Source organism: Achromobacter sp. GW823-FHT04E03 (assembly GCF_058796095.1).
Map to the genome: position 1 here is coordinate 1 of NZ_JBXAIJ010000003.1, position 25,090 is coordinate 25,090.

Consider the following 25,090-nt stretch of genomic DNA (forward strand, 5'->3'; position numbering starts at 1 on the left):
CCACTATGCACTCGCATCAAGCGCCCACACTTATCGGTTGTTTAATTGTTAAAGAGCGGTACTGCTAAATTCTGTACTACTTACTGCCTGCTCGCTTCGCTACGCCGCTTTCGCTGGCGCCGCGTTGTTTGCAGCAGAGAAACGAGATTATGAAGAAGTTTTTTTCGCTTGTCAAGTCGGCGTCACATACTGCGTTTCGCTTTCTTGCTTGCGACCCCTTCAGGCCTGCCTCTCTTAGCAGCTATCGAAATATCAGGGTTAACCCTGATATTTCGGCAACTGCCAAGCCCAAGACTATAACACGATTTTTGCAGATTGTGCAACTGGCTTTTGCCTAACTTGCTGCAATCCTTGCAATAACCGCAGGGCGTTCATTTCTGACTGCTTTGCGGCAGACCTGGCTCGAATCCTCTTGCCCGACCTGTTGTGCTTGCTTGGCTTCGCGGTTCAAAACTGCCCGAACTGCGAAGGAGCGAGACTATAGCACAGTTTTTTCGCGTGGCGCAAAAAGACCGATCCCCATGCTTGTTCAGCGGCTGCCCCGGTCCCCTCCCCTATATATAGTGGTGATTCCCGCGGTTGCCCCATATAGATAGTTGTCTTGTCCGCCTTGCCCTACGTTTACTATTCGCCTGTACGCCGCACCTTACTGGAGACGAACACGCTATGCCCCCAGCCATCGCCCTGAGCGAAGATATCCTGATCAATGTCACCCCCTTCGAAACCCGCGTTGCGCTGGTGGAACAAGGGTCGGTACAGGAGCTGCACGTAGAACGCAGCATCCAGCGGGGCCATGTCGGCAATATCTATCTGGGGCGTGTCGTCCGTGTACTGCCGGGCATGCAGAGCGCTTTCATCGATATCGGACTGGAGCGCGCCGCTTTCATCCACATCGCGGACCTGCGCGAGAACCGGGGCGAAAGAAGCCAGGGGCTGACTCCCACCCCGATCGAAAAGCTGCTGTTCGAGGGACAGACCATCATGGTTCAGGTGGTCAAGGATCCCCTGGGCACCAAGGGCGCACGACTTTCCACCCAGATCAGCATGGCGGGCCGGATGCTGGTTTACCTGCCGCACGATCCGCATATCGGCATTTCGCAGAAGATCGACGACGAATCCGAACGCATCCAGCTACGCGAACGCTTGCAGGCCTTGATGCCGGCAGAGGAAAAAGGCGGCTTCATCGTCCGCACGCAGGCCGAAGGCGCCAATGACGAGGAGCTGACGGCCGATCTGGAGTATCTGCGTAAATTGTGGACCAGCGTCCAGGCGGCGGCGCGCACCCAGCCGGCCCCCGCCCTGCTGCACCAGGATCTGACCCTGGCGCAGCGCGTGCTGCGCGACATGGTGGGCCCGAGCACCGGAACCATTCTTGTGGATTCCCGCACGACCAGTGCCGCGATGCTGGAATGGGCGCGCATCTATACGCCCTCGGTCGTGGGCCGCATCCAGCACTACAGCGGGGAGCGCCCCCTGTTCGACACCGCCAATGTGGACGATGAGATTGCCCGGGCGCTCTCTCGACGAGTGGACCTGAAGTCGGGCGGCTATCTCATCATCGACCAGACCGAGGCGCTGACCACGGTCGACGTCAATACCGGCGGCTTCGTGGGCGGCCGCAATTTCGACGACACCATCTTCAAGACCAACCTGGAAGCGGCCCAGGCCATTGCGCGCCAGCTGCGGCTGCGCAACCTGGGCGGCATCGTCATCCTGGACTTCATCGACATGGAGGAACAGGAGCACCGCGAAACGGTGTTGGCCGAACTGAAGAAGGCGCTGGCGCGCGACCGCACCCGCATGACGGTCAACGGCTTTACACAACTGGGGCTGGTGGAAATGACGCGCAAGCGCACCCGCGACTCGCTGGCGCATCAGCTATGCGAGCCCTGCCCCATGTGCGAGGCGCGCGGCAATGTGCGTACGCCGCGTACCGTCTGCTATGAAATCCTGCGCGAGATCCTGCGCGAGGCGCGGCAATTCAATCCCAAGGAATTCCGCATCCTCGCCTCGCAAGAGGTGGTTGACCTGTTCCTGGAAGAAGAAAGCCAGCATCTGGCGATGCTGGGCGACTTCGTGGGCAAGCGCATTTCGCTGGAAGTGGAAGGCGCGTACTCTCAAGAGCAGTACGACATCATCCTGGTCTGATTTCAGGAAATCCTGTCCGTGGTCCCGACGAATTCCAGGGGGCAATAAAAGCCCCCGTGGAACTGGGCCGCGATGGGGTCCTCGGGGATGTTCTGAGCCAGGATTTCCGGGGCGAACACTTCGGAATCGTCCTGCGGCGCGTAGCCCAGGAATTTCGCGTTGGAATTGTCCCAGCGGTTGCGCAGGTTGTTCGACACCCCGTAGACCACCGTGAAATGGTAGGACGCATGCTCGACGCAGCGCGCTGCCAGTTGCGCCATGTCGCGGTGGCTGATCCAGGTCAACAGCTGGCGGGCCTCGCTCGGGCGGTCGGGCGTACGGAACGTCCCGATCCGCAGGCAGGCGACAGACATGCCGTACTTGTCGGCATACATCCGGCCCAGGCCCTCGCCGAACACCTTCGAGACGCCATACAGCGAGTCGGGCCGAGGCTGTACGGTGTCATCGAGGAATTTTTCCCGGCGGTGATAGCCGATAGCGTGGTTCGAGCTGGCGAACACCACCCGGCGCACGTTCTGGCGCCGGGCCGCCTCGAATACGTTGTAGCAGCCCTCGATATTCATCGGCAGGATTTTTTCCCAGACATCGGCGCCGGGTATGCCGGCCAGATGGATGACGCAATCAATACCCTCCATGCAGCGTTCCAGGGACTCGATGTCCCGGACGTCCATCGTGCAGATTTCCTCGCCGGCTTGCGCCGGTTCCTGCGGCGCAATGTCAGCCAGGCGCAGCAAGGCATAGCGGCCGCGCAAGTGAGTACGCAGGCAAAGGCCGATGTTGCCGGCCGCTCCGGTAATCAGCACGCGCAGGTTTTCGGGTTGGTTGAAGGGTGTCATCAATCTGTCCAGTTTCTCTTGAGTATGAAAGCGCCGGGGCCGATGCCGTTTGCGCCGGTTACTGCTTCTGCTTGGCGGCGATCACGGCGTCGTAGAGCGCCTGCCCGTTGGGGGCTTCGCCGACGAGCTTTTTCACGACCGGCCGCGTGGCCTGCACCAGCGAATCGAGATTGCTGGGATAGACAATGGACACGCCCCTTGCCTGCATCGTTTTCATACCCTCGTCGTAGACCTTCTTGTAATAGTCGCGCGCGTAGGCCATGGCCTCGTCCGCCGACTCCTTGATCATTTTCTGTTCCGCGGGCGAGAAGCGGTCCCAGCGGTCCTTGGACATGAGCAGCAGCGCCGGATGGATGTTCACGTGCGTCATGTTGAAGTACTTGGAGACTTCGATGAATTTATCCGAGACGAACTGGTCCGGCGTCGTCTCGCCGCCATCGAGCACTTTCTGTTGCAGGGCCAGATACAGCTCCGAGTACGCCATGGGAGTGGCTTGCGCCCCCAGGGCCTTGTAGCTTTCCACATAACCCGGCGACTGGATGACGCGGATCTTCATGCCTTTCAGGTCTTCGGCCGAATTGACGGGCCGGTTGCCGAAGACGTTGCGTTCGATCGCCGAAAACCAGCCCAAGCCAACCAGGCCGTATTTGGGCAGGACTTCCATGAATTTGTCGCCGGCCGGCCCGTTGAGGATCTGATTGGCCTGATCGACGCTGTCGAACAGGAACGGCGAATCAAAGACCAGGAATTCCTTGACGATGCCATTCAGTGTCGGCTGGCCCGTGATGACCAGGTCGGTAGCACCCGCTACCGCACCCTGGATCATGGTCAGTTCGCCGCCCAGCTGCGAATGCGGGAACACGGAAATCGTGATCTTCCCGTTCGATTTCGCCTTCAGCACTTCGGCGAATTTCTGCGCTCCCACGTGAAAAGGGCTGTCCGTCGTGAGCGTATGCCCGACGTCCATGTTCAACGCGTGCGACGGCGCAGAAAACATGAGGGCGCTCAGGACGCCGGCGCCAAACATCTTCTTGAATAGCTTCACTTCCATCTCCTCGGTTTTCCAGCCGCCCGAAGGACGCTGTCCTCGGGCGGCCGATCTAGTTTTTATAAGAAAAAGGTACTAATGGCGGGCACGTAAGAAATAATCAGGACGTCGAGCACCAGGACGGCGAGGAAGATGACCAGATACTTCGCCAACTGGTGCATTTTCAATTGGGCGACTTCGCACACCACGAACAGGTTCACACCGACCGGAGGCGTCACCATGCCGACCGCCAGGTTGGTGATGACGATCATGCCGAAGTGGATGGGATCGATGCCGAAAGCCACGCTGATGGGCGCCAGGATGGGCACGATAATCAGGATCGCCGCCAGCGCCTCGATGAACATGCCGACCAGGAACAGCATGACGTTCACCAGCAACAGGAACACGATCGGATTGGTCGTCACCGAGCCGAGCATCGCGGCGACCTGCTGCGGCACCTGATTGATCGTCAGCAGGTAGGCGAACACGGCCGCGAACGCCACGATCAGCAGGATGATGGAGGACATCACCGCGGAGCGCGCGAAAATGCCGAGCAGATCCTTGACCGTAATTTCCTTGTAGACGAACAGCCCGAGCGCAAGCCCGTACAGCACGGCGATGCAGGAGGCCTCGGTCGCGGTAAACAAGCCGCCGTAGATCCCGCCCAGGATGATTACCGGCATCATCAGCGCCAGCGTCGCGTCCTTCAGGGCGACCAGCACACCCTTCAGCCATGCGGTGAAGCTCACCGCAGTGACTTCGTCAAAGCCCTGGAAACGGGCAACCAGGCAGACCGTGAGGATCAGCGACACGGTGATCAGCAGACCCGGCAGGATGCCCGCGAGAAACAGAGAGCCTACCGATACGTTTGCCGTCAACGCATACACGATCATCGGAATCGATGGCGGGATGATCGCCCCCAGTTCGCCGGAGGATGCGGCAATGGAAGCCGCGAACGACCTGGGGTAGCCCTTCTTTTCCATTTCCGGGATCAGTACGGAGCCGATCGCGGCGGTGGTTGCGGACGAGGAACCGGAAACCGTCGCAAACAGCAGCGAGGTCAGCACCGCGACCGCGCCCAGCCCGCCGCGGATCCAGCCGACGAAGGCATTGGCCAGTTGCACCAGCCTGGCAGCGACGCCGCCCGAGGACATCAGATGCCCGGCCAGGATGAAGAATGGCACGGCCATCAGGCTGAACGAATCGAGCGACTGGAACGCCATCTGCGCCACGATCAGCAGCGAACGGTCGCCCGCCTGCAGGGCGAACGCGGCGGACATCCCCAGCGCGGTGACGATGGGCGCGCCGATTATCAGGATCGCCGTAAACGATAAAAACAGGACCGGGATCACAGCGCCCCTCCTTCACTATTTTGCATGGCGGCGGCGGCTCTTTCCGTCTCGCCGCCTTGCTGCGATGCTTCGACGCTCATCAGTTCCTTGATGACGTGCGCGAAGGTATTCAGGCTCATCAGCACGCAACCGATGAACATGAATACGTAGATGTAAGCCATGGGCATTTCCATCGCGGGCGAGGTCTGCCTCATGCCGAGTTCGATCAATCTGATCGACTTCCAGGCCAGCAGTACGGCCAGCATCAAGGTCAGGATATGGGCAACAACACGCAGCCAGCGCGCGACCGACTCCGGCACCATGCCGATGAAGGCGTCGACGCCGATCAGGCGCAGGCGGTAAGTCGCGACCGCGCCGCCAATGAAGACGCTGCCGACCATCATGAAACGGCCCAGTTCTTCCGCCCAGGGCGTGGAAAATGGAATGCCGGTGTAGGTGTAAAGCAGCCGTACAAATACAGAAATTGAAATAGCCAGGACCATTCCTATAAGAAACAGTCCGGCGCACTTTTCAGCCGCAGCATTTATCGAATCCATTATTCGCTGCAGCGATTGAAGCCTCTGGTGTGAGGCACAATACCCGGCCATGCGGAGCCCTCCCTCTTTGTCTCATTTATTTATTTGCCGCCTTTTTGAGCCAGGCGTTCGATAGGAAATATACTCAGCGGCATGCGATTCGTAAAATTCAAATAACGGAACATTCTTTTCAAAAAAAACGATCGCCGAGCCCTCGCGCCTTGAACCGGAGTTTCGATAATGTTGAGTGATCTCAAGCAGTTACGCGCTTTCCTCACGATCGCGCGTTTAGGCAACTTCACCAGGACGGCTCACGAACTGAATATTTCCCAGTCGGCGCTGACCATACAGATCCAGCAGCTCGAGTCCCATCTGCGTACGCGGCTGTTCGACCGCAACCACCGCAGCGTCAGCCTGACGCCACGGGGCCAGGAGCTCTATCCGCGCATCGAGAAACTGGTGGCTGAAATCGAAGACCTGGTGACCCAGGCCCGCGACACCAGCGATCGTGAACGCGGCACGGTGACCGTTGCCGTGCTGCCCTCCCTGGCCGCCGGCCTGTTGCCGCAAGCGATCCACAGGCTGAACCGCGACTACCCGCGGATCACCGTCTGCGTGCGGGACACCGTGGCCTCGCGCGTCAACGACATGACCCGCAGCGGCGAGGTCGATTTTGGGATCGGCAGTCCGATCAAGCGCGATCAGGAGCTGGTCTGGGAGCAACTGGTGACCGACCGCTTTTGCGCCTACATGGCGCATGACTATCCCTGGGCTGCGCCGGACACCGTGACGCTCAAGGATCTGGCCGAGCATCCGTTGATATTGCCGGTGCGGGAGAGCAGCATCCGCACGCACATCGAGGCGGCGGCCGACAAGTTGAAGATCTCGCTGCCGGCGGCCTATGAGGTCGTCTACAACTCGACCGTGCTGGCGATGGCGGCACAGGGACTGGGCGTCGCCATTCTTTCTGAATTGGCTGCCCGCGAAGGCGATACCAACCGCCTGCGTTGCGTTTCGATCAGCAGCCCGCCGTTATATCGGCACATCGGGATCCTGCGGCGCGCGGGCCGCTCGCTGTCGAGGTCCGCGGAACTGCTGACTGCGGCATTGCGGGAAATCGCCGTCCAGGAATAGCGGAAACACGGAAACGCGCGCGCACGCGTAACAGGTGGCGGACGCAACTTCACTTCATTATGTGTGAATTTTGTGTCTTAAAGATTCGATTGCAAACAATTCTGAAAGCGATGGCGGCAACGAGGACGACCCGATAAGCTGCGGGCGCCTTCAGGGTATACCCTGAAAATTTCTTTCTTTCGCTTTTAGGAGTTCGATGCGATGAAGTCCCTTTTCCGTCCGTTCCTGGTATTGGCCGCAGCGCTGCCGTTGATGCTGGCCGCTTGCGGCAACAAGGAACCCGAACAGCGTGCCGCGTTCACGCAGTTCCTGCAGACCCGCATCGTCGACAAGCCCGGCGTGCGCGTCCCGCAGTTGACGGATGAAGAGAAGAAGTCCTTCGGCGACTACGCCGCGCAATATGCGGTGATCACCGACTTCAATGCGGGCATGGATGCTTCGGTGAAGCCCTTGTCGGGCATCATGCAGAAGGGCTCCATGCGTTCGCTGAACGATATCGTGACGCGTCGCGACGACCTCAAGGCCGTGCAAGCCTCGCTCAATGAAATGGGCGTGGCGCTGAAGGAACAGCAGGCCAAGGCTGACGCCGCGCGCGCTCAGCTCAAGCAGCCGGAAGACCTGAAGGCGGTGTACGACAAGGCCTACGAGAAGACCGTGAGCCTGCCGGCCGATACCTTCCGCGACGTGCTGCCGCAGCTGAACGCGACCTTCGACAGCAGCCTGAAGATCGCCGATTACGTCGCCGCGCACGCCGCGCAGATCGATATTTCCGGTCCCATCGTCAAGGTCCAGGATCCCGCCGTGCAGACCGAGCTGAACAAGCTGCTGCAGGACCTGAACGCGCAAGCCAAGAACGTGCAGCAGGCGCAAACGCGCATGCAGGCCGTCATGGTCGGCCGCTAAGCCACGCGGCGCTTAAAAAAAACCCCGCCGCGCGATAAGCGCGGCGGGGTTTTTTAATGCGGCGCCAGCTCAGGTCCCGGCCACTGCCACGCGATTGCGGCCGGACTCCTTGGCCTGGTAGACGGCCGCATCGGCCGCCTCTACCAGGCTGGCGACCGCGTCGTCGGCCTGCGGCACCGCCGTCGCGACCCCGACGCTGATGGTGACGATACCGGCGGCGGCGTCTGCATGCGGCACCTTCAGGGCGGCAACCGCCCGCCTGATGCCTTCCGCAATCTCCGCGGCGCGTTGGCGGCTGGTATTGGGCAGCAACACGACGAATTCCTCGCCGCCATAGCGCGCCGCCAGATCGCGGGGTCGCCGGGCCTTTTTCTTGAGCACTCGCGCCAGCGCCGCCAGCAGTTGATCTCCCTTCTGATGGCCGTAGCGGTCGTTGTAGCTCTTGAAATGGTCGGCATCCAGGAACAGCAGCGACAGCGGCACGCGCTCTCGGCGCGCATTCTGCCATTCGCGTTCCAGCGCTTCGTCGAACGCGCGCCGGTTGGCCAGGCCAGTGAGCCCATCCGTGCGCGCCTGTATAGCCAGCTGCGTCTCGACCGCCTTGCGCAGGGTCATCTCGCGCCTGAACAACACGATCAGCGCCACGACCGACAGCAGCAGCGCCGTGGTCACGGGGATGATGAAGAACGCGCGGCGGTCCCAGGGCTCCATCAGCTCATCCACGTCCATGGCCACGTCGATGATGAGCGGCGTGTCCTCGATGCTGGCGAAGGTGTAGTAGCGGTTCACGCCGTCCGGCGACAGCTCCCCAACGAACGAGCCTTCGCGGCGGATCAGGAACTGCTGGAAATCCAGCGCCATGCCGATGTCGCTGCCCAGGTCGCTCCGGGAATATGGGGCGCGCAGCAGCACCAGACCGTCGTTGCGGAAGACGCTGATCTCGTCGCGCTCGCCGATCGACAGCTCGGCAAAGCGGTCGCGGAAATACGCCAGGCGCAGCGAACCGCCCACCACGCCGGCGAAGCTGCCGTCCGGATTGGAAAGGCGCCGGCTGACGGCGATGCTCTCGTCGCCACCGCGCAGGCGGCTGCGATAGGGCTTGCTGACATACATGCCGACGTCATCGGCATCGCGATGCACCTGGAAGAAATCCCGGTCGGCGAAACTCACATCCGGCGTATCCAGGTCCCCGGAGTGGTAACGGATATCGCCGTTCTTATCCAGCACCACCACGGCGCCCAGGTATTCGGCGGTGGATGGCCGGTCGAACAGGAAACGGCGCTGGGTTTCAGGAGCCAGCTGAGCCAGGCCCGGTTCGCGCAGGCGTTCGGCCATGCCCTGTAGCGACAGGTCGTAGACATGCAGGGTGCGGCTGATGTCCGCGGAAAGCACGCCGGTAATGTTGCGCGCCGAAGCGTGGGCGGCCTCCCAGGTGGCGCGGCGGTCGATCCAGAGCAGCGCGACCGCGGCCGCGCAGATGCCGATTGCGACGAGCACCCCCAACGCATACAGGGCGCGTTGCACAAACCCGCGAGACTTCAATACGGCGCTCCTACGCCGGGGACGTCCGGGGGACGCGGATCACTCCGGCAGAGATTTACGCCGCAGATGATGCCGCCGCCGGACATGCCGCGCAAGATCCGCCCCTAAAAAAACCCGAGCAACGCCCGCATGGCGCCTTCTGCGCGACGGCTTCCTCAAGTCGCCGCGACCGCCGCAATGCGGAAGGGAAAGGCCTTGGCGCCTCTGGCCCTGTCGGCTTCGCGGTGCGCGCCGATGGACCATGCCGGGCCCGCTCCGCCCGTATGCGACACCAACTGGCGCATCGAGCCCGCCGAAAATCCGCAGCGCAGGGTCCGGGCCTGCCGCCGGGCCAGTTCTACTCCAACAGCGTGCGGCGTCGTGGAAATCCGATCCGATTGCAGCATGGCAGCCCCCTGGCAAATGCTCGTCGTGGATGAAGAGTCAGTGCGGATAAATCTACCTCAGCCGCCAGCGCCTGCGCATGACATGATGCGAAAAGTAATGCAACGATATGGAAATAGTCGGTTACGCGATCGGGCTGGCCGCCCTCTCGGTTTCCCGGTCGGGCTGGTCGTTGCGGCCGTCCGGGGCGCTGGTCATATTGCCGTAAAGCAACGAGCGGCCGGCGAACAGGCCGCCCGCCACCTCCAGGTCGAAACGCTCGGTGTCGCGCCGGCGCACATCCTGCACCACCTCGGCGGCTTCATCAGGAGGCACTCCGATCACGCGCAGCGCGGCCTCGCCGAAGGCCAGCGCCGACTCCAGGGTTTCGCGCACCTGATAGTCGACCCCTTCCTTGGCCAGCGCCAACGAATGGATGCGGTCATAGGCGCGCACCACCACCCGCACCAGCGGGAATTCGGCCTTGATCAGCTTGACCATGTGGTTGACCGCCTTCGGATCGTCGATGCAGATCAGGATGGCGCAGGCATTTTCCGCGCCGGCGGTGCGCAGCATGTCGATGCGCGTGCCGTCGCCGTAATAGACCTTGACGCCCCATTTGGCCGCTGCCCGGATCGCGTCGGTGTCGGTATCCAGGATGGAGACCGTCAGGTCGCGGGCCAGCATCGCCTGGGTCACGATCTGGCCGAAACGGCCAAAGCCCACGATGAGCGCACAGCCCTCCAGATCCTTGGCCACATCCACGTCTTCCATTGAGGGCTGCGGCTTGGGCAGGAGCCAGCGCAACGCCAGCACGCACAAGGGCGTGAGCGCCATGGAAATGATGACGACCGCAGTCAGCACGGCGCCCGTGTGGGCATCGAAGATGCCGGCGGCGGCCGCCGCCCCGTACAGGACGAAGGCGAATTCACCGCCCTGCGCCAACAGGGCCGCGCGCGTCATGGCCTCGGCGTGGGTCGCGCGCAGCACTCGCGCCACCACGTACACGCCCACCGATTTCACCAGCATGAACACCACCACCGCGGCCAGGATCAGCGGCCATTCGCGCGCCACCGCCGACAGGTCCAGCGACATGCCCACGCCCAGGAAGAACAGGCCCAGCAATATGCCGCGGAACGGCTCGACTTCGGCTTCCAACTGATGGCGGAAGGTAGACTCGGACAGCAGCACGCCCGCGAGGAAAGCGCCCATCGCCATGGACAGGCCGCCCAGTTCCATCAGCAGCGCCGCGCCCAGCACCACCAGCAATGCGGCGGCCGTCATGACCTCGCGCGCATGTGCGGCGGCCAATAACCGGAACAGCGGATTGAGCAGCCAACGGCCGGCGGCCAGCAATGCGAGGATGCAGGCCACCGCGATGGCCGACTGAATCCACGGATCGCCACGGCTGGAAGTGTCGGCCGGCGCCAGCAGGGTGGCCAGGGCCAGCAGCGGCACGATGGCCAGGTCTTCCAGCAGCAGGATCGAGACGATGCGCTGGCCCTGCGCGCTGGCGGTGTCGCCGCGCTCGCCCAGTATCTGCATGACGATGGCCGTGGACGACAGCACGAAGCCCATCGCGGCCATGAAAGCCGCCGGGCCCGACAGCCCCGCCAGCAGGCCCACCGCCGTCAGCAGCCCGCCGCAGGCCAGCACCTGCGCGACGCCCAGGCCGAAGATCTCGCCGCGCAGCTTCCACAACCGGGAGGGCTGCATTTCCAGGCCGATGATGAACAGGAACATCACCACGCCCAATTCGGCTACGTGCAGGATGGATTTGGGATCGGAGAACAAGCCGAGGCCGAAGGGCCCGATCACCAGGCCGGCGGCCAGGTATCCCAGGACGGACCCCAACCCCAGGCGCTTGAACAGCGGAACCGCGACGACCGCAGCCCCCAGCAGGACGACGACATTGACTAGCTGATTGCCTTCGGCAGGCAGGGACATGGGACGCTCCAGATGCACGGCGGACCAAAGCGCCTCGGGGCGCCGCTCCGCCCGCAGCGGGCGGGAGCCGGGCCTGCCGGCAGGCCCGGCTCCATTTTCCGGCAATCCGGGCGCTTGGCAATCCGGAAATGCGACAGGAACGAACAACCGCCCGGGACAGGCGGTTGACTGGATCAATCGTCGCGGAATTGCATCTTGTAGAGCGAGGCGTACAGGCCGTTGGCGGCCAGCAGCTCGGCGTGCGGGCCTTGCTCGACGATCTTGCCGGCATCCAGCACGATGATGCGGTCGGCGTTTTGCACGGTGGACAGGCGGTGGGCGATGACCAGCGTGGTCCGGCCCTTCATCAGGCGCTCCAGCGAGGCCTGGACCTGACGCTCGGATTCGTTGTCGAGTGCGGAAGTGGCTTCGTCCAGGATCAGGATGGGCGCGTTCTTGATCAGCGCGCGGGCGATCGCCAGGCGCTGGCGCTGGCCGCCGGACAGGCGGGCGGCGTTTTCGCCCACCGGCGTATTGAGCCCTTGCGGCAAGCCTTCGACGAACTCCAGCAGATTGGCGGCCGCCAGCGCATCGCGCACCTTCTGTTCGCTCGACTTGCCCAGCGCGCCGTAGCCGACGTTGGCTGCGATGGTGTCGTCGAACAGCACCACGTCCTGACTCACCAGCGACAGGTGCGAGCGCAGGCTGCGCAGCGTCAGTTCGTCGATCGGCGTGTCGTCCACCAGGATGGAGCCGCTATCGGCCAGCACGAATCGCGGCAGCATGTTGACCAGAGTGGTCTTGCCGCTGCCCGAGCGTCCTACCAGGGCCACGGTCTGGCCGGGTTCCACGGTGAAGGAAATGCCATTGACGGTATCGCGGTCGGCATCGGGGAACCGGTGCGAGACGCTGCGGAATTCCACCTTGCCGCGCACGGGCTCGGCCAGTTCCTTGGTGCCGGTATCGTTTTCGGGTACCTGGTCGATCAGCGTGAACACGCTTTCGGCCGACACCAGCATCTTCTGCATGCGGGCGGCGACGTTGGTCAGGCGCTTGATGGGGTCGAAAATCTGGGCAAGCGCCGCCATGAAGGACGCGAAGCTGCCCACGGTCAAGGCGCCGTGGTTGGCCTGGCTGAGCGCCACGGCGATGACCGCGCCGACCGAGATGGAAATGCAGACCTGGGTCAGCGGCGTCAGGGCGGCGTCCGCCGTGGCCGTGCGCATGGCGAAGCGGCGCAGGCGGCGGCTGACGAAATCGAAACGGCCGCGTTCGACTTCATAGCCGTCGAACAGCTTGATGACGCGCTGGCCGTCGATGCCTTCGCCGACCACGCGGGTCAGTTCGGCGTTCATGTTGACGGTTTCGCGATTGATGCGGCGCAGGCGCTTGATGAAGAAGCGCGAGATCAGCACCGACACCGGCAGCATGATGAGGATGATCAGCGTCAGCACCCAGGACATGTACAGCAGCACGCAGATCAGCGCGACGACGACCAGGGTTTCGCGCACCAGCACGGTGATGACGTCGGTGGCGTAGCCGGTGACGTTGCCGGCATCGATGGTGAAGCGATTGAGCAGGCGGCCGGTGTCGCCCTGCTTGAAGTCGGCGTCGGGCAGGCCCAGAAGGCGCTCGAACATATCCTTGCGCATGCCCAGCAGGACGTTGTTGGCGACCCAGGCCAGCAGGTAATCGCTGAAGAAGTTGCAGATGCCGCGCAGCAGGATCAGGCCGACCACCGCCAGCGGCAGCGCCCAGACGTAGTATGGCTTGGCGCCCGAAAAGCCGCCGTCCAGCAAGGGCTTCATGATGACTGCCAGGACGGGCTGCGTGGCGGCCGCGCCGGCCATCAGCAGGACGGCAAGCAACAATCCCTTCCAGTAGGAGCCCACGCGGCTGTAGATCCGACTCCAGAGTTCGGCTTTGACAGGTTGGGAACTCGCGGGCGCGTTGCGTGCGGCAGAATTCAAAGGAATCACTCGCTTTTATACAATTGTGGCCAGAATTGTACCGGCTGCGCGACAAGTCGCCGCCCGGGCCATGTCCCCTTCAGCCTTAACGCGCCCAGCGCCCTTCCATGTCCGATATCAGCTGCTTGTACGTCCGGTTACCCAATTGGGTGGGCGATGTTTGCATGAGCCTGCCCAGCCTGCGCGCCTTGCACGCCAGCGGCCTGCCCCTGGTGATCTGCGCCCGCCCCTGGGCCCGCGACCTGCTGGACGGCGTGGCCAAGCAGGATTTCATCCCCATGCGCGGCAAGGTCGGCCCGGACCGGGCCGCGGTCAGCGCCCACCGGCGCAGCCTGGGCGCCCCGGGGCGCCGCGCCCGCGGATTGCTGCTGCCGGACTCGCTGTCCAGCGCGCTGGTATTCCGTCTGGCCGGACTGCCGTCGGCCGGCTATCGCGACGACGGCCGCAGCTTCCTGTTGCGCTGGCCCTTTGCCAAACCCAGCGACACGCTGCACGCGGTCCAGTCCTGGCATCACCTGACCCGCGAAGCCCTGACCCGCTGGGGCCTGCCCAGCGGCCCGGCCGAACCCGGTCCGACCCTGGACCTGCCGCTGACGTCCGCCCACCAGAGCGCCGCCGATCTGGCGCTGGAAGCCGCCGGGCTGGCAGGCCAACGTTTCGTGCTGATCGCGCCGACGGCCACGGGCCTGCACAAGGGCAAAATCAAGGTGTGGCCGGGATTCGATACACTAACCCGGGCCTTGCAGGCCCGCGGTCATACCGTGGTAATGTGCCCTCCTCCGGCCGAAACCGAGGAGGCGCGGCGCAATGCCCCTACGGCGCTGCTGCTGCCTCCCCTGTCCCTGGGCGCATTCGCAGCGTTGACGGCGCGGGCGGCGCTGGTGATTTGTAACGATTCTGGTGTCTCGCACATCGCCGCAGCCGCCAACGCCAGCGAACTGACGCTGTTCGGCGTCACGCGTCCGGGACGCACCGGCCCGTGGTCGCCACGCGCCGTCTGCGTAGGCACGGAGCATGCATGGCCGTCCGGCGATGAGGTGGAACAGCAAGCCCGCCTCCTGCTGGACGAGACGTAGTAATCAGGATTTTTTTCAAGATGCCCTTGTCCAGCTATCTCACAAATCTGATCATTCCTTACAACTTGAGCCTGACCCTGGTAGCCATCGGACTGGTGTTGGGTCTGTTCCGGTTCCGCAAGACCGGCGGTTCGCTCATCGTCGCCGGTCTTTTGTGGTCGCTGGCCTGGTCTCTACCCGCGACGTCGATCTGGGCCGGCGGCGCGTTGGAACACCGTTATCCGCATCTGCCGCCAGCCGAATCCCCGACCGCCGACGCCATCGTGGTGCTGGGCGGCAACACCGCCAACGGGCGCGCCAACTGGTTCCTGCCGTATGACAAGGAAACCGCCGTGGTCCGGATCGACACGGCGGCGCAGCTTTATCTGGCCGGACGCGCTCCCAAGGTGCTGCTGTCGGGCGGCGCGCTGGAAGGCGACGTCAGCGAAGCCCGCGGCATGGCGCACGCCATCCGCCAGCAGGGCGTGCCGGACACGGCGCTCATCCTGGAAAACTCCAGCCGCACCACGTATGAGAACGCGGCCTTGACCGAGGATCAACTCAAGGCGCGCGGCATCGGCAAGGTGCTGCTGGTGACTTCCGCGTTGCATATGCCGCGCGCGATGGCGGCCTTTTCCAAGCAGGGCGTGGAGGCGATAGCCGCCCCCGCGCCACCGCAGATCGTGGAGCCCGCCGACGGCTCCGTGCCCCTGTGGATCCCGAATCAGCGGGCCTATGACGCCAGCCGTTCCATCCTCAAGGAATACGCCGGCCTGTTCATCTATTGGCTGCGCGGATGGGTCTGAATCCGCAGGCGCCCGCCGCGCTGGAATGCCGGCCCGGCTGCGGCGCCTGTTGCATCGCGCCGTCAATCACCCGGCCTATACCCGGCATGCCGCAGGGCAAACCCGCCGGCGTACCCTGTATCCAGCTGCTGCCTGACATGCGCTGCGCGATTTTCGGCCAGCCGTCGCGCCCGGATTTCTGCGGCGGGCTGCAGCCTCAGGCCGAGATGTGCGGCGCCGACCGCGACCACGCGATCCACTGGCTGGGTGAACTCGAACAGGCGACGGCGCCCGGCCATTGAGCCGGGCCACGCGCCAGCTCGACCCAGCTCTCAGCTGCGTTCTTGCAGCACCTGGCGGTACAGCGCCTCGTAGCGCGCCGCCACCGTTTCCCAGCTTTGCTCGCGCGCAATCTCAAGGCCGCGTTCGGCCAGTGCCGCCCGCAACACGGGTTCGGAGCCCAGCCGCTCCAGCGCCTGCGCCAGTTGGGCGCCGTCGCGCGGATCCTGCAGGATGAGCGCGTCCTTGCCCGCCGACAGGTACTGCGCGAAGCCGCAGTAAGCGGGCGAACTCACCACGACCGGCAGTCCGTGCGACATGGCTTCCAGCGGCGCCATGCCGTAGCTGTCGTTCAGCGTCGGATGCGCGTAGATGTCGGCGGCGCTGAAGTAGCGGGCGACATCGGGGGTGGGATCGATCAGGGTGACGCGGCTGGCGATGGCGCCTGCCGCGCGCACGCGTTCGCGGGTAGGTTCGTCCGCGCCCACGACCAGCAGCCGGTACTGCGGCGGCAGTTGCGCCAGCGCGTCCAATAGCGCCGGCAATCCCTTGCGCAAGGGATTGCGGGCGACCAGCAGACAGCCGATGGTATCCGCGCCCCAGCCCAGGCTGGCGCGGGTGGCCTCGCGGCCTTCCATTTGCGCCGCGGTCGGCAGCTTGACCCCGGGCGCGATGATGTCCACCGGCAGCTGCGGACCGTAGCTGCGGTGCAGCTGGTCCATGATCAGTCCTGACACCGCCACCACGCGCCTTGCGGGCGCCTGGCGCACGCGCAGCTTTTCCAGCAGCAGATAGGTGGCCAGCCGTGGGGAGAGCCAAGCGGTCAGGCGCTGCAACGGCTTGACGCGGGTCAGCCGGTTGTAGCGCACCGGCGTCACGTGCATGACCTGGATTTCGCCGGCCCAGCCATTCATGTGGGAATGCACGATGTCATAGCGGCCGCGGGTCAGCCGGTCGGCGCGCCAGGCGAAGTACAGCACGCGCATCCAGCTGGGCAGCCAGCCAGGAAAACGCACGGGCAGGAAGGGAAACGGCAGGTCGCTGTCGAAGTCGCGCGCCACGATGGATACGTCATGGCGCTGTCCGAGCACCCGCATCAGTTCCACGCCATAGGCTTCGGCGCCGCCAAAGCGATTGCCGAAGCGGTCGACCAGCAGCGCGATGCGCAGCCGCCGTTCAACCGCGCCGGCGGGAGTCTTCATACCGGGTCAGGCACTTCTGCAGGAAGCGGATGATGTTGGTGGAGCGCGACACCGTGACCCGCGGCAGCCCGTAGGGATCATCCGAGGCCGCGGCCAGGCCGCGCTGGGTCAGCGTGGCGTTGTCGTAGCCGGCTTCGCGCGCCATGGCGCGGTGTTCGGGACCGTGGTCGCCATAGGGATAGCAGAAGGCGGTGACCGGCGCCCCCAGCGCCTGTTCCAGCTCGTCCTTGGACTGGACGATCTGGCGGCGGGCCTCGTCGGGCGACATCTGGGGCAGGTGCACATGGTCCAGCGTGTGCGAGCCGACTTCGTGGCCGGCCTGCGCCCATTCCCGCATTTCGTTCACGGTCATCAACGCCGAAAACGGAATACCCTTTTCCAGATCCCACACATTGCCGCCATCGAACTGGTGCGCCACGAAATAGTTGGTGGCGGTAAAACCCAGTTCGTTCAGCACCGGCATGGCGTTGTGGTGCACGTTGCGATAGCCGTCGTCGAACGTAATGCCGAATACCTTGCCCTGGCGTTCGCCACGGACATAGGGCATGACGTCGCGCATGGACAGGCCGCGATAGCCCAGCCTGCGCATCCAGCGCATCTGCCGGGCAAAGCTGTCGGGGTGCACCGTCAGCCCGCGAAACGGCGTGCCCTTGGGATTGGGCTCGCCGATCTGGTGGTACATGAGTATGGGGATAGACATAGGGACAGATTATAAAGCCCGGCCTTATCCCAGCGCGCGTCGGTATACGTCCAGTGTGGCGGCGGCGAAACGTTCCAGATTGAAGTCCCGCAGGCTGGTTTCCCGTGCCTGGGCGCCCATGGCGCGCACGGCATCGGGATGGTCCAGCATGAAACGCAGCTTGGCCGTGATGGCGGGCACGTCGCGCGCGGGCACGATCCAGCCGTCGACGCCATCGGTGACGTTCTCGGGCAGTCCGCCCGCGTCGCTGACCAGGGCGGGCAATCCCAAACCCATGATCTCGCGGCAGGCGAACGACAGGGCTTCGCGGTAGGACAGCACGAAACCCGCATGGCAGGACGCCAGCGCCGCCCGTACGTCATCGAGCAGACCGGGGAAACGGACCTGGTCGATCATGCCCAACTCGCGCACCCGGGCGAGCTTGGCCTCGTTGGGCGGATCGCCCGCCACCATCAGCAGCACGCGCTTGCGGTCCTCCGGCGGCAAGGCGGCGACCGCTGCCACCAGGTCCAGCCAGCCCTTGTCGTAGTCGGTGCCTCCCGCGCTGCCCAGCAGCAGCTTGCCCTGCCAGTCGGGCCCGAAGAAGATGGCGCGCAGCTTGTCCAGGCTTTCCGGCGGCGGCGGCGCGAAAAAATTGGTGTCGATGCCGTGGCGGATGGTGGTGATGGGACGCTTGCCATACGGCGATTGCTGCATCAGGCCATGGACGTAGTCGCTGACCGCGATGGCATGGTCGGTGGCCAGCGCCACCCGCAACTTGTGGCCGAGGCTCGCCAGCGGATGGTCGTTGTGCTTGGTGAAGACGATGCGCGGGCGGCGGCGCATGCCCAGCGTGGCCAGCATGACCTGCTTGTGGTCGGCCGAGCCGTTGGCGTGGATGATGTCGAAACCGCCGGCCTTGATCAGCCGGCGCAACTGCGCGCGGTCCTTGAACCAGGACGAAGGCCGCGTGGTGTATTGCATGTCCTCCACCGTCACGCCCGGAATCGCCTTGGCGTAGCGGTACAGGCGGCTGGTGGCCGGCGCCGCGATCGTGATCTGGTGGTCCTTGGACAGGGCCTTGGCCAGATTGATGATGTAGGTGACGTGTCCGCCGCCGTTACCGCCGTGGAAGTTGGTGTAGAGGATCTTCACTTCTTCTTCTCGGCCAGGAACATCAGCTTCGAATAGCGGAAGAAGCTGCCGGCCGAGGCGACGACGGCCAGCACCAGGCCGTGCTTGCCGTCCAGGAAGCCGCGCCGGATCAGGTAGATCCGCACAAAGGTCCAGAAGCCATGGCCCAGCGCGCCGAAGACCGAGGTGCGCCGGCCCTTGGCGTACATCATGGCGGCGGCATCGGACGAATAGCGGTTGACCTTGGTGATCAGCGCATCCAGGTTGTCGTAGGGATAGTGGTGGAAATAGCCGCGCATCTGCAGCGGCTTGCCATTGGCCGGCACCACGCGTTCATGCACGGCCACGTCGTTGAACCGCGCCGTGCCGCGCTTGAACAGGCGCAGCACGTAATCGGGCCACCAGCCGCTGTGGCGGATGTCGCGGCCGCAGAAATTCGACAGGCGCGCGATCTCGTAGGCATCGGCGCGCGGCGCGCGCAGCGCTTCCTGGATTTCCTGGGCCAGTTCCGGCGTGACGCGCTCGTCGGCGTCGATGGACAGCACCCAGTCGCCCGTGGCCAGATCCAGCGCGCGGTTCTTCTGCGGCCCGAAGCCGGGCCAGTCCGGGGTGACTTCAACCCTCGCACCCAGGGCTCGCGCGACTTCGACGGTGCCGTCGGTGCTGCCCGAGTCCACCACGATGAATTCATCGGCGAACGCCACGGACTTGAGGCAGGCGGCGATGTTGGCCGCCTCGTTCTTGGTGATGATGATGACAGATAGCTTCATCCGCGATTCCTGAGACGCTTTTTCCAGGCTTTCCAGGCATGAAAGCGCGGCCCCCAGAAGGGATCGCGCGACAGCCAGATGCGCCGGTTCAGCCAGGAGCCGCCCTGGTTGCGCACCGCGAAACGATAGATGTGTTCGGGGTCCGCGCCGGGGGTGTTCTGGCCGAAAGGGTCGGTAGTGTACAAGTGCCGGAACCCGGCGGCCCGCGCCGCGGCCACGTAGTCCGCGTCGAAATAGCCTTGCGGCCAGCAGAGGTGGTCGCTGACCGAGCCGAGGCGGCTTGTCAGCGTCTCGCGGGAATCCTGCAATTCCTGGGCGATGCGGGCGCGCTTGGCGTCGACATCCGTGCCGCAGACCTTGTCCCAGCGGGTATGGGTATGCGTGTGGGAATGGAATTCGAACGTGCCTGCCGCCTGCATGGCCTCGATCTCGCTCCAGCGCAACATGGCCTCGTCGGTCCGGCCTGCCGCCACCAGTTGCTTGCAAGCGTCGTGGTCGGGCGTGGCGGGCAAGGGGACGCCCTGGCCCGCATGCGGGCGCACCGGCCCGTCGCCGATCCAGCCGGTGATCGTGAACAGCACCGCGCGCATGCCGTGGCGCGCCAGCACCGGGTGCGCATGCACCCAGTTGTTCAGGTAGCCGTCGTCGAAGGTGATCAGCACCGAGCGTTCGGGCGCGGCGCCGCCGGCGAGGTAGGCCGCGAACTGATCGGCCGACAAGGACTGGTAGCCGGCGCGGGCCAGGCGCGAGATCTGCGCCTCGAACACATCGGGCGTGGCGGCGATCATGCCGCCGGCCGGCGTGACGTGGTGATACATCAGCACCGGAACGTTGGGTGCATTCATCCCGCGCGCTCCGCCAGCCATTTGGCATAGACGGCTTCGGTGGTTTCCGCCAGGCGGGCGGGCGAGAACACGCCCTCGTCCCAGACCATCTTGCGGCCGGCCTCGCCCATGCTCCGCCGCAAACCGGCGTCGTCAATCAGGCGCACCAGGGCGGCGGTGAGCGCCTCGGGGTTCTTGGGCGGCACCAGGATGCCGGTTTCGCCGTCGCGGAACATTTCCGACACGCCGCCCACGTCCGTGCCGATGACGGGCAGGCCGCTGGCCTGCGCCTCGACGTAGACGGTGCCGGACGCTTCCTGCTGCGTGGCCAGCGCGAAGAGATCGAAGCCGGCCAGCAGGTTGGGCACGTCGCGCCGCATGCCCATCAGATGGATGCGGTCCTGCAGGCCCAGTTCGGCCACATAGGCCTGGGTCTGCTCGAACACCGGCGAACCGCCGCCGACGAACACCAGGTGCAGCTTGGGCCGGCTGGCCATCAGCGGCGCGATCGCGTCGATCAGGTCCTTGTGGCCCTTGGTGGCGCGCATGACGGCCACGCAGCCGACCACGATGTCGTCATCGGCCAGGCCGAGTTCTTCGCGCAACGTGGAGCGTTCCACGGGCGGCGGCAGCACGATGGGGGAATAGACGGTGGCTACCTTGCCAGCAGGCACGCCGCGGTCGATGAGGTGTTGGCGCACATGGTCACTGACCGTCGTGACCCTGTGCGGCAGACAGGTGTAGGACCATAGCGACCCCACCTTGTTGGACAGGTGCCGGGTCCGCACGATGAGCGGCGTCCCCGCCAGACGGCCGGCGGCGGCCGCGATGACCGTGTCGCGCCGGCTGTGGGTATTGAGCACGTCGAAGCGCCCTTCGCGCAGGATGCCACGGATGGTGGCGATGCCCTTCAGGTAATTCACCGCGCCATCCATTTCCAGGGTGTGCACGGGAAAACCGGCATCCGACAGGCGTTCAGCCAAGAGCGCCTTGGGTTGGCAGATGGCTTCCATGTGATGGCCGCGCGCGCGCATGGCGGTCATCTCCTTGAAAATCCGGCCTTCCTGGCCGCCAAAGCTGGTTGCGGCTTCCGAGTGAACGATACGCATCGGCATCAATAGGTGACCTCCACGCCATCCGGCTTGGTCCATTCATTCAGGTTGGCGAGCAGCGTGTCGGCCATGCGGACGCGCCACTCCTCGCCCAGGCGGACCGTGCACAGGAAATTATTCTTGGTATAGACGATATCGACCGGCACGCCGGGAATGCCGTTTTCGGGTTCGGCCCGGAACGGATTCAGCATCTGCCTCAGGCGCGCCGCGTCGGCGCTGCCATTGAGCTTGACGCGCAGGGACTTGGCCCGGGCTTCGCGCGCCAGCTGCAGGTCGTAGAGCTGTTCCGCGACGATGCGCATGCCGCCGGAGTAGTCGTCATTGCTGACCTTGCCCTGGACGATAACGAGCTGGTCCTCGCGCAGGCGGTTGCGGTGCTTTTCGTAGAGCTCGTTGAAGACCGAGATTTCCACCTGCGCGGTGCCGTCGTCCAGCACCGCGAAAACCATCTTGCCGCGGCGGGTCATCATGACGCGCACGCTGGCCAGCACGCCGCACATCCATTGCAGGTCGCGCTGCGGCTCGACCCGCACCAGCTGCATCGGCACGATGCGACGCACTTCGTCGCGCCAAGCGTCGAACAGGTGGCCGCTGTAGTAATAGCCCAGCGCGGACTTTTCTTCCGTCAGCTTCTTGTGCAGGTCCCAAGGTGCGACCTTGGCCAGTTCGCCCGCCACCACGTCGCCGCTGTCGTCGCCGAAGAGCGAGGCCTGGTTGGCGCTGCGGGCCGCCTGCTCGGCGGCTTCCATGGCGGTGGGCACCGAAGCCAGCATCGCGGCCCGGTTGGGCTCGATGGTATCGAACGCGCCGGCCTTGATCAGGGCTTCGATGGTGCGCCGGTTGACGGCGTGCTTATTGACGCGGCGGCAGAAGTCGAACAGGTTCTGGAACGGGCCGGCTTCCTTGCGCGCGCGCAGGATTTCCTCGACCGCGCCCTGCCCCGTGCCTTTGACGGCGCCCAGGCCATAGCGCATGGTGCGCGGCGGCCTGCCTTTTTCAGTGTGCTTGTCGGCGACCGGCTCGAAGCGATAGCCCGAGAAATTGACGTCAGGCGGCAGCACTTCGACGCCGTTGTCCTGGGCGTCGCGGCAGAAGATCTGGACCTTGTCGGTGTCGTCCATGTCCGAGGACATGGTCGCGGCCAGGAACTCGGTCGGATGGTAGGCCTTGAGCCAGGCCGTCTGGTACGAGATCAGCGCGTACGCAGCCGAGTGCGACTTGTTGAAGCCGTAGCCCGCGAACTTCTCCATCAGGTCGAACAGCTTGACCGCCAGGTCCGGATCGTGGCCCTTTTCCTTGGCGCCCTGCTCGAACAATTCGCGGTGCTTGGCCATTTCCTCGGGCTTTTTCTTGCCCATGGCGCGCCGCAGCAGGTCGGCGCCGCCCAGCGAGTAGCCGCCGATGATCTGCGAGATCAGCATCACCTGTTCCTGGTAGACGATGACCCCGTAGGTGCTCTTGAGGGTGTTCTCCAGGTCGTCGTGGAAATAATCCACTGCGGCGCGGCCGTGCTTGCGGTTGACGAAGTCGTCCACCATGCCCGATTCCAGCGGCCCCGGTCGATACAGGGCCAGCATGGCGATGATGTCTTCGAAGGTGTTGGGCCGCAGCTTCTTCAGCAGTTCCTTCATGCCGCGCGATTCCAGCTGGAACACGGCGGTCGTGTTGGCGTCGCACAGGATCTTGTAGGCGGCCGGATCGTCCAGCGCCAGGGCCATGACGTCGAAGTCGCGCTTGTCCTCGTTGAACTGCCGCACGTAGCGCACGGCCCAGTCCAGGATGGTCAGGTTGCGCAGGCCCAGGAAGTCGAACTTCACCAGGCCGGCGGCCTCGACGTCGTCCTTGTCGAACTGCGAAACCGCGCTGTTTTCCTGGCCGGGCTGGCAATACAGCGGGCAGAAGTCAGTGAGCTTGCCCGGCGCGATGAGCACGCCGCCGGCGTGCATGCCGATGTTGCGGGTCAGGCCTTCCAGCGGCTGCGCCAGGTCCACCAGCGCGCGCACTTCCTCTTCCTGCTCGTAGCGGTCCTTGAAGGCGGGCTCGTCCTTCAGGGTGCGTTCGAGCGACCAGGGATCCATCGGATTGAACGGGATCAGCTTGGACAGGCCGTCGCAGAACATGTACGGCATGTCCAGCACCCGGCCGGCGTCGCGCACCACGGCCTTGGCGCCCAGCGTGCCGAAGGTCGCGATCTGGCTCACGGCGGCTCGGCCGTACTTTTCCTTGACGTAGTCGATGACCCGTTCGCGGTTGTCCTGGCAGAAGTCGATATCGAAGTCGGGCATGGAGACCCGCTCGGGATTCAGGAAGCGCTCGAACAGCAAGTCGTAGCGGATCGGATCCAGGTCGGTAATGCCCAGGGCATAGGCCACCAGCGAGCCCGCGCCGGAACCCCGGCCCGGACCCACCGGCACGCCGTTGTTCTTGCCCCAGTTGATGAAGTCCTGCACGATCAGGAAGTAGCCGGGGAAGCCCATCTGGATGATGGTCTTGCATTCCCAGCGCAGGCGTTCGTAGTACTGCTCGCGCTTGGACTGGCGTTCGGCCTCGTCCGGGAACAGGAACGCCATGCGCTTTTCCAGGCCCTCTTCCGACAGCTGGACCAGGTAGTCGTCCAGGCTCACGCCGTCCGGCGTGGGGAAATTGGGCAGGCGCGGCTTGCCCAGCACCAGGCTGAGGTTGCAGCGTTTGGCGATTTCCACCGTGTTGGCCAGCGCCGAGGGCACGTCGGCGAAGCGCCGCGCCATTTCCTCGGAGCTGAGCAGGTATTGCTCCTTGCTGAACCGGCGCACGCGGCGCGGGTTGGCCAGGATTTCGCCTTCGGCGATGCAGACGCGGGCCTCATGCGCCTGGAATTCGAATTCGTCCAGGAATTGCACCGGATGCGTCGCCACCACCGGCAGGCCGGCCTCGCTCGCCAGGCGCATGGCGGCCTGGGTGTAGGCTTCGTCGCCGTCCATGCCGGCGCGCTGCAACTCGATGTAGTAGCTGCCCGGGAACAGGTGCGCCCACTGGCGCGCCAGCGCCAGCGCCGACACGGCATTGCCCGCGTCCAGCGCCTGGCCCACGTCGCCGCCGCGCCCGCCCGACAGGGCAATCAGGCCCTCCTGCCCCTGCAGCCATTCGCGGCGGATTTCGGCGCGGCCCTTGCCCTGGTTCGTCAGGAAGGCTTTGGTCAGCAGTTCGCAAAGATTGAGGTAGCCCTGGTGGTTGCGCACCAGCAGCAGCAAGCGGAAAGGCTTGGCGGGGTCGTCGTCGTTGGACAGCCAGACATCGCAGCCGGCAATCGGCTTGATGCCGGCGCCGCGCGCGCCCTTGTAGAACTTGATCAGGCCGAACAGGTTCGACAGATCCGTCAAGGCGACGGCGGGCTGGCCCAGCTTGGCCACGCGCTTGATGAGGTCGGGGATGCGCACGATGCCGTCCACGACCGAAAATTCGGAGTGTACGCGCAGGTGAACAAATGGGGACGGGGTCGTTACGGCTTCTTCGGACATAAAGGGAATTGTACCTAGTCAATGCGGTCCAAGCCGA

The 25,090-nt window shown here is 64.4% G+C and carries 20 protein-coding genes; 6 read left to right on the plus strand and 14 right to left on the minus strand.

All coding sequences use genetic code 11. The features are described 5' to 3' along the window. The first annotated feature begins 684 nt into the window (after window positions 1-684). Complete coding sequence (gene rng / locus AC1RHV_RS19595) at window positions 685-2,148, plus strand: ribonuclease G (RefSeq protein WP_192354720.1); 1,464 nt, start codon at window positions 685-687, stop codon at window positions 2,146-2,148. 2 nt (window positions 2,149-2,150) lie between these two features. Here the strand turns inward: rng and AC1RHV_RS19600 are convergent, their stop codons facing one another. Genes AC1RHV_RS19600 through AC1RHV_RS19615 form a run of 4 tightly spaced genes read right to left on the minus strand, consistent with a single transcriptional unit; the run spans window position 2,151 to window position 5,899 of the window. Beyond that, on the minus strand, window positions 2,151-2,984 hold the full coding sequence (locus AC1RHV_RS19600) for an NAD-dependent epimerase/dehydratase family protein (protein WP_054451190.1): 834 nt from the start codon (window positions 2,982-2,984) through the stop codon (window positions 2,151-2,153). 58 nt (window positions 2,985-3,042) lie between these two features. After that, on the minus strand, window positions 3,043-4,035 hold the full coding sequence (locus AC1RHV_RS19605) for a TRAP transporter substrate-binding protein (protein ID WP_054451189.1): 993 nt from the start codon (window positions 4,033-4,035) through the stop codon (window positions 3,043-3,045). A gap of 56 nt (window positions 4,036-4,091) precedes the next feature. Beyond that, window positions 4,092-5,363, minus strand: coding sequence for a TRAP transporter large permease (locus AC1RHV_RS19610; RefSeq protein WP_082400714.1), 1,272 nt, complete (start codon window positions 5,361-5,363; stop codon window positions 4,092-4,094). Continuing rightward, complete coding sequence (locus tag AC1RHV_RS19615) at window positions 5,360-5,899, minus strand: TRAP transporter small permease (protein WP_225589142.1); 540 nt, start codon at window positions 5,897-5,899, stop codon at window positions 5,360-5,362. The genes AC1RHV_RS19610 and AC1RHV_RS19615 overlap by 4 nt, the downstream gene beginning before the upstream one ends. 219 nt (window positions 5,900-6,118) lie before the next feature. On the opposite strand from AC1RHV_RS19615, the gene AC1RHV_RS19620 reads away from it, so the two are divergent. Together AC1RHV_RS19620 and AC1RHV_RS19625 are read left to right on the plus strand one after the other, a co-directional pair. After that, window positions 6,119-7,012 (plus strand): LysR family transcriptional regulator, encoded by an 894-nt coding sequence (locus AC1RHV_RS19620; protein ID WP_054451187.1) that lies wholly within the window; start codon window positions 6,119-6,121, stop codon window positions 7,010-7,012. Between the two features lie 201 nt (window positions 7,013-7,213). Beyond that, the gene (locus tag AC1RHV_RS19625) at window positions 7,214-7,915 is read left to right on the plus strand and encodes a DUF3053 domain-containing protein (protein ID WP_119449148.1); all 702 of its coding nucleotides are present in this window, start codon (window positions 7,214-7,216) and stop codon (window positions 7,913-7,915) included. 69 nt (window positions 7,916-7,984) lie between these two features. Here the strand turns inward: AC1RHV_RS19625 and AC1RHV_RS19630 are convergent, their stop codons facing one another. The 3 genes from AC1RHV_RS19630 to msbA form a co-directional block, all read right to left on the minus strand. Continuing rightward, window positions 7,985-9,457 (minus strand): GGDEF domain-containing protein, encoded by a 1,473-nt coding sequence (locus AC1RHV_RS19630; RefSeq protein ID WP_492301790.1) that lies wholly within the window; start codon window positions 9,455-9,457, stop codon window positions 7,985-7,987. A gap of 507 nt (window positions 9,458-9,964) precedes the next feature. Beyond that, complete coding sequence (locus AC1RHV_RS19635; protein WP_192354479.1) at window positions 9,965-11,767, minus strand: monovalent cation:proton antiporter-2 (CPA2) family protein; 1,803 nt, start codon at window positions 11,765-11,767, stop codon at window positions 9,965-9,967. 173 nt (window positions 11,768-11,940) lie between these two features. After that, window positions 11,941-13,716 (minus strand): lipid A export permease/ATP-binding protein MsbA, encoded by a 1,776-nt coding sequence (gene msbA / locus AC1RHV_RS19640; RefSeq protein ID WP_054451341.1) that lies wholly within the window; start codon window positions 13,714-13,716, stop codon window positions 11,941-11,943. Window positions 13,717-13,823: 107 nt separating this feature from the next. Between msbA and AC1RHV_RS19645 the strand changes: the two genes are divergently transcribed. From AC1RHV_RS19645 to AC1RHV_RS19655, 3 genes are read left to right on the plus strand one after another with little or no spacing between them, the layout of a single operon-like run. After that, complete coding sequence (locus AC1RHV_RS19645; RefSeq protein WP_492301793.1) at window positions 13,824-14,792, plus strand: glycosyltransferase family 9 protein; 969 nt, start codon at window positions 13,824-13,826, stop codon at window positions 14,790-14,792. Window positions 14,793-14,812: 20 nt separating this feature from the next. Further along, window positions 14,813-15,577, plus strand: coding sequence for a YdcF family protein (locus AC1RHV_RS19650; RefSeq protein WP_054451181.1), 765 nt, complete (start codon window positions 14,813-14,815; stop codon window positions 15,575-15,577). Further along, window positions 15,568-15,858 carry a YkgJ family cysteine cluster protein gene (locus AC1RHV_RS19655; protein ID WP_119449143.1) on the plus strand — a complete coding sequence of 97 codons (291 nt, stop codon included), beginning with the start codon at window positions 15,568-15,570 and terminating at the stop codon, window positions 15,856-15,858. Before AC1RHV_RS19650 ends, AC1RHV_RS19655 begins: the two co-directional genes overlap by 10 nt. Window positions 15,859-15,888: 30 nt before the next feature. On the opposite strand, the gene AC1RHV_RS19660 is transcribed toward AC1RHV_RS19655, so the two are convergent. The 7 genes from AC1RHV_RS19660 to dnaE are packed head-to-tail and all read right to left on the minus strand — an operon-like array spanning window position 15,889 to window position 25,053. Further along, a complete protein-coding gene (locus AC1RHV_RS19660; RefSeq protein WP_054451179.1) occupies window positions 15,889-17,037 on the minus strand; it encodes a glycosyltransferase family 4 protein in 1,149 nt (382 codons plus the stop codon). Next, window positions 17,012-17,737: a polysaccharide deacetylase family protein gene (locus AC1RHV_RS19665; protein WP_119449142.1), complete on the minus strand. Its 726-nt coding sequence runs from the start codon at window positions 17,735-17,737 to the stop codon at window positions 17,012-17,014. Before AC1RHV_RS19665 ends, AC1RHV_RS19660 begins: the two co-directional genes overlap by 26 nt. Window positions 17,738-17,761: 24 nt before the next feature. Next, window positions 17,762-18,871, minus strand: a complete 1,110-nt coding sequence (locus tag AC1RHV_RS19670) for a glycosyltransferase (protein WP_125473435.1) — start codon at window positions 18,869-18,871, stop codon at window positions 17,762-17,764. Continuing rightward, complete coding sequence (locus tag AC1RHV_RS19675) at window positions 18,868-19,620, minus strand: glycosyltransferase family 2 protein (RefSeq protein WP_054451176.1); 753 nt, start codon at window positions 19,618-19,620, stop codon at window positions 18,868-18,870. The genes AC1RHV_RS19670 and AC1RHV_RS19675 overlap by 4 nt, the downstream gene beginning before the upstream one ends. Further along, the gene (locus AC1RHV_RS19680; protein ID WP_119449140.1) at window positions 19,617-20,465 is read right to left on the minus strand and encodes a polysaccharide deacetylase family protein; all 849 of its coding nucleotides are present in this window, start codon (window positions 20,463-20,465) and stop codon (window positions 19,617-19,619) included. The genes AC1RHV_RS19675 and AC1RHV_RS19680 overlap by 4 nt, the downstream gene beginning before the upstream one ends. Further along, window positions 20,462-21,562 (minus strand): glycosyltransferase family 4 protein, encoded by a 1,101-nt coding sequence (locus AC1RHV_RS19685; protein ID WP_054451174.1) that lies wholly within the window; start codon window positions 21,560-21,562, stop codon window positions 20,462-20,464. The genes AC1RHV_RS19680 and AC1RHV_RS19685 overlap by 4 nt, the downstream gene beginning before the upstream one ends. Next, complete coding sequence (gene dnaE, locus AC1RHV_RS19690) at window positions 21,559-25,053, minus strand: DNA polymerase III subunit alpha (protein ID WP_054451173.1); 3,495 nt, start codon at window positions 25,051-25,053, stop codon at window positions 21,559-21,561. Before dnaE ends, AC1RHV_RS19685 begins: the two co-directional genes overlap by 4 nt. Window positions 25,054-25,090: the final 37 nt, after the last annotated feature.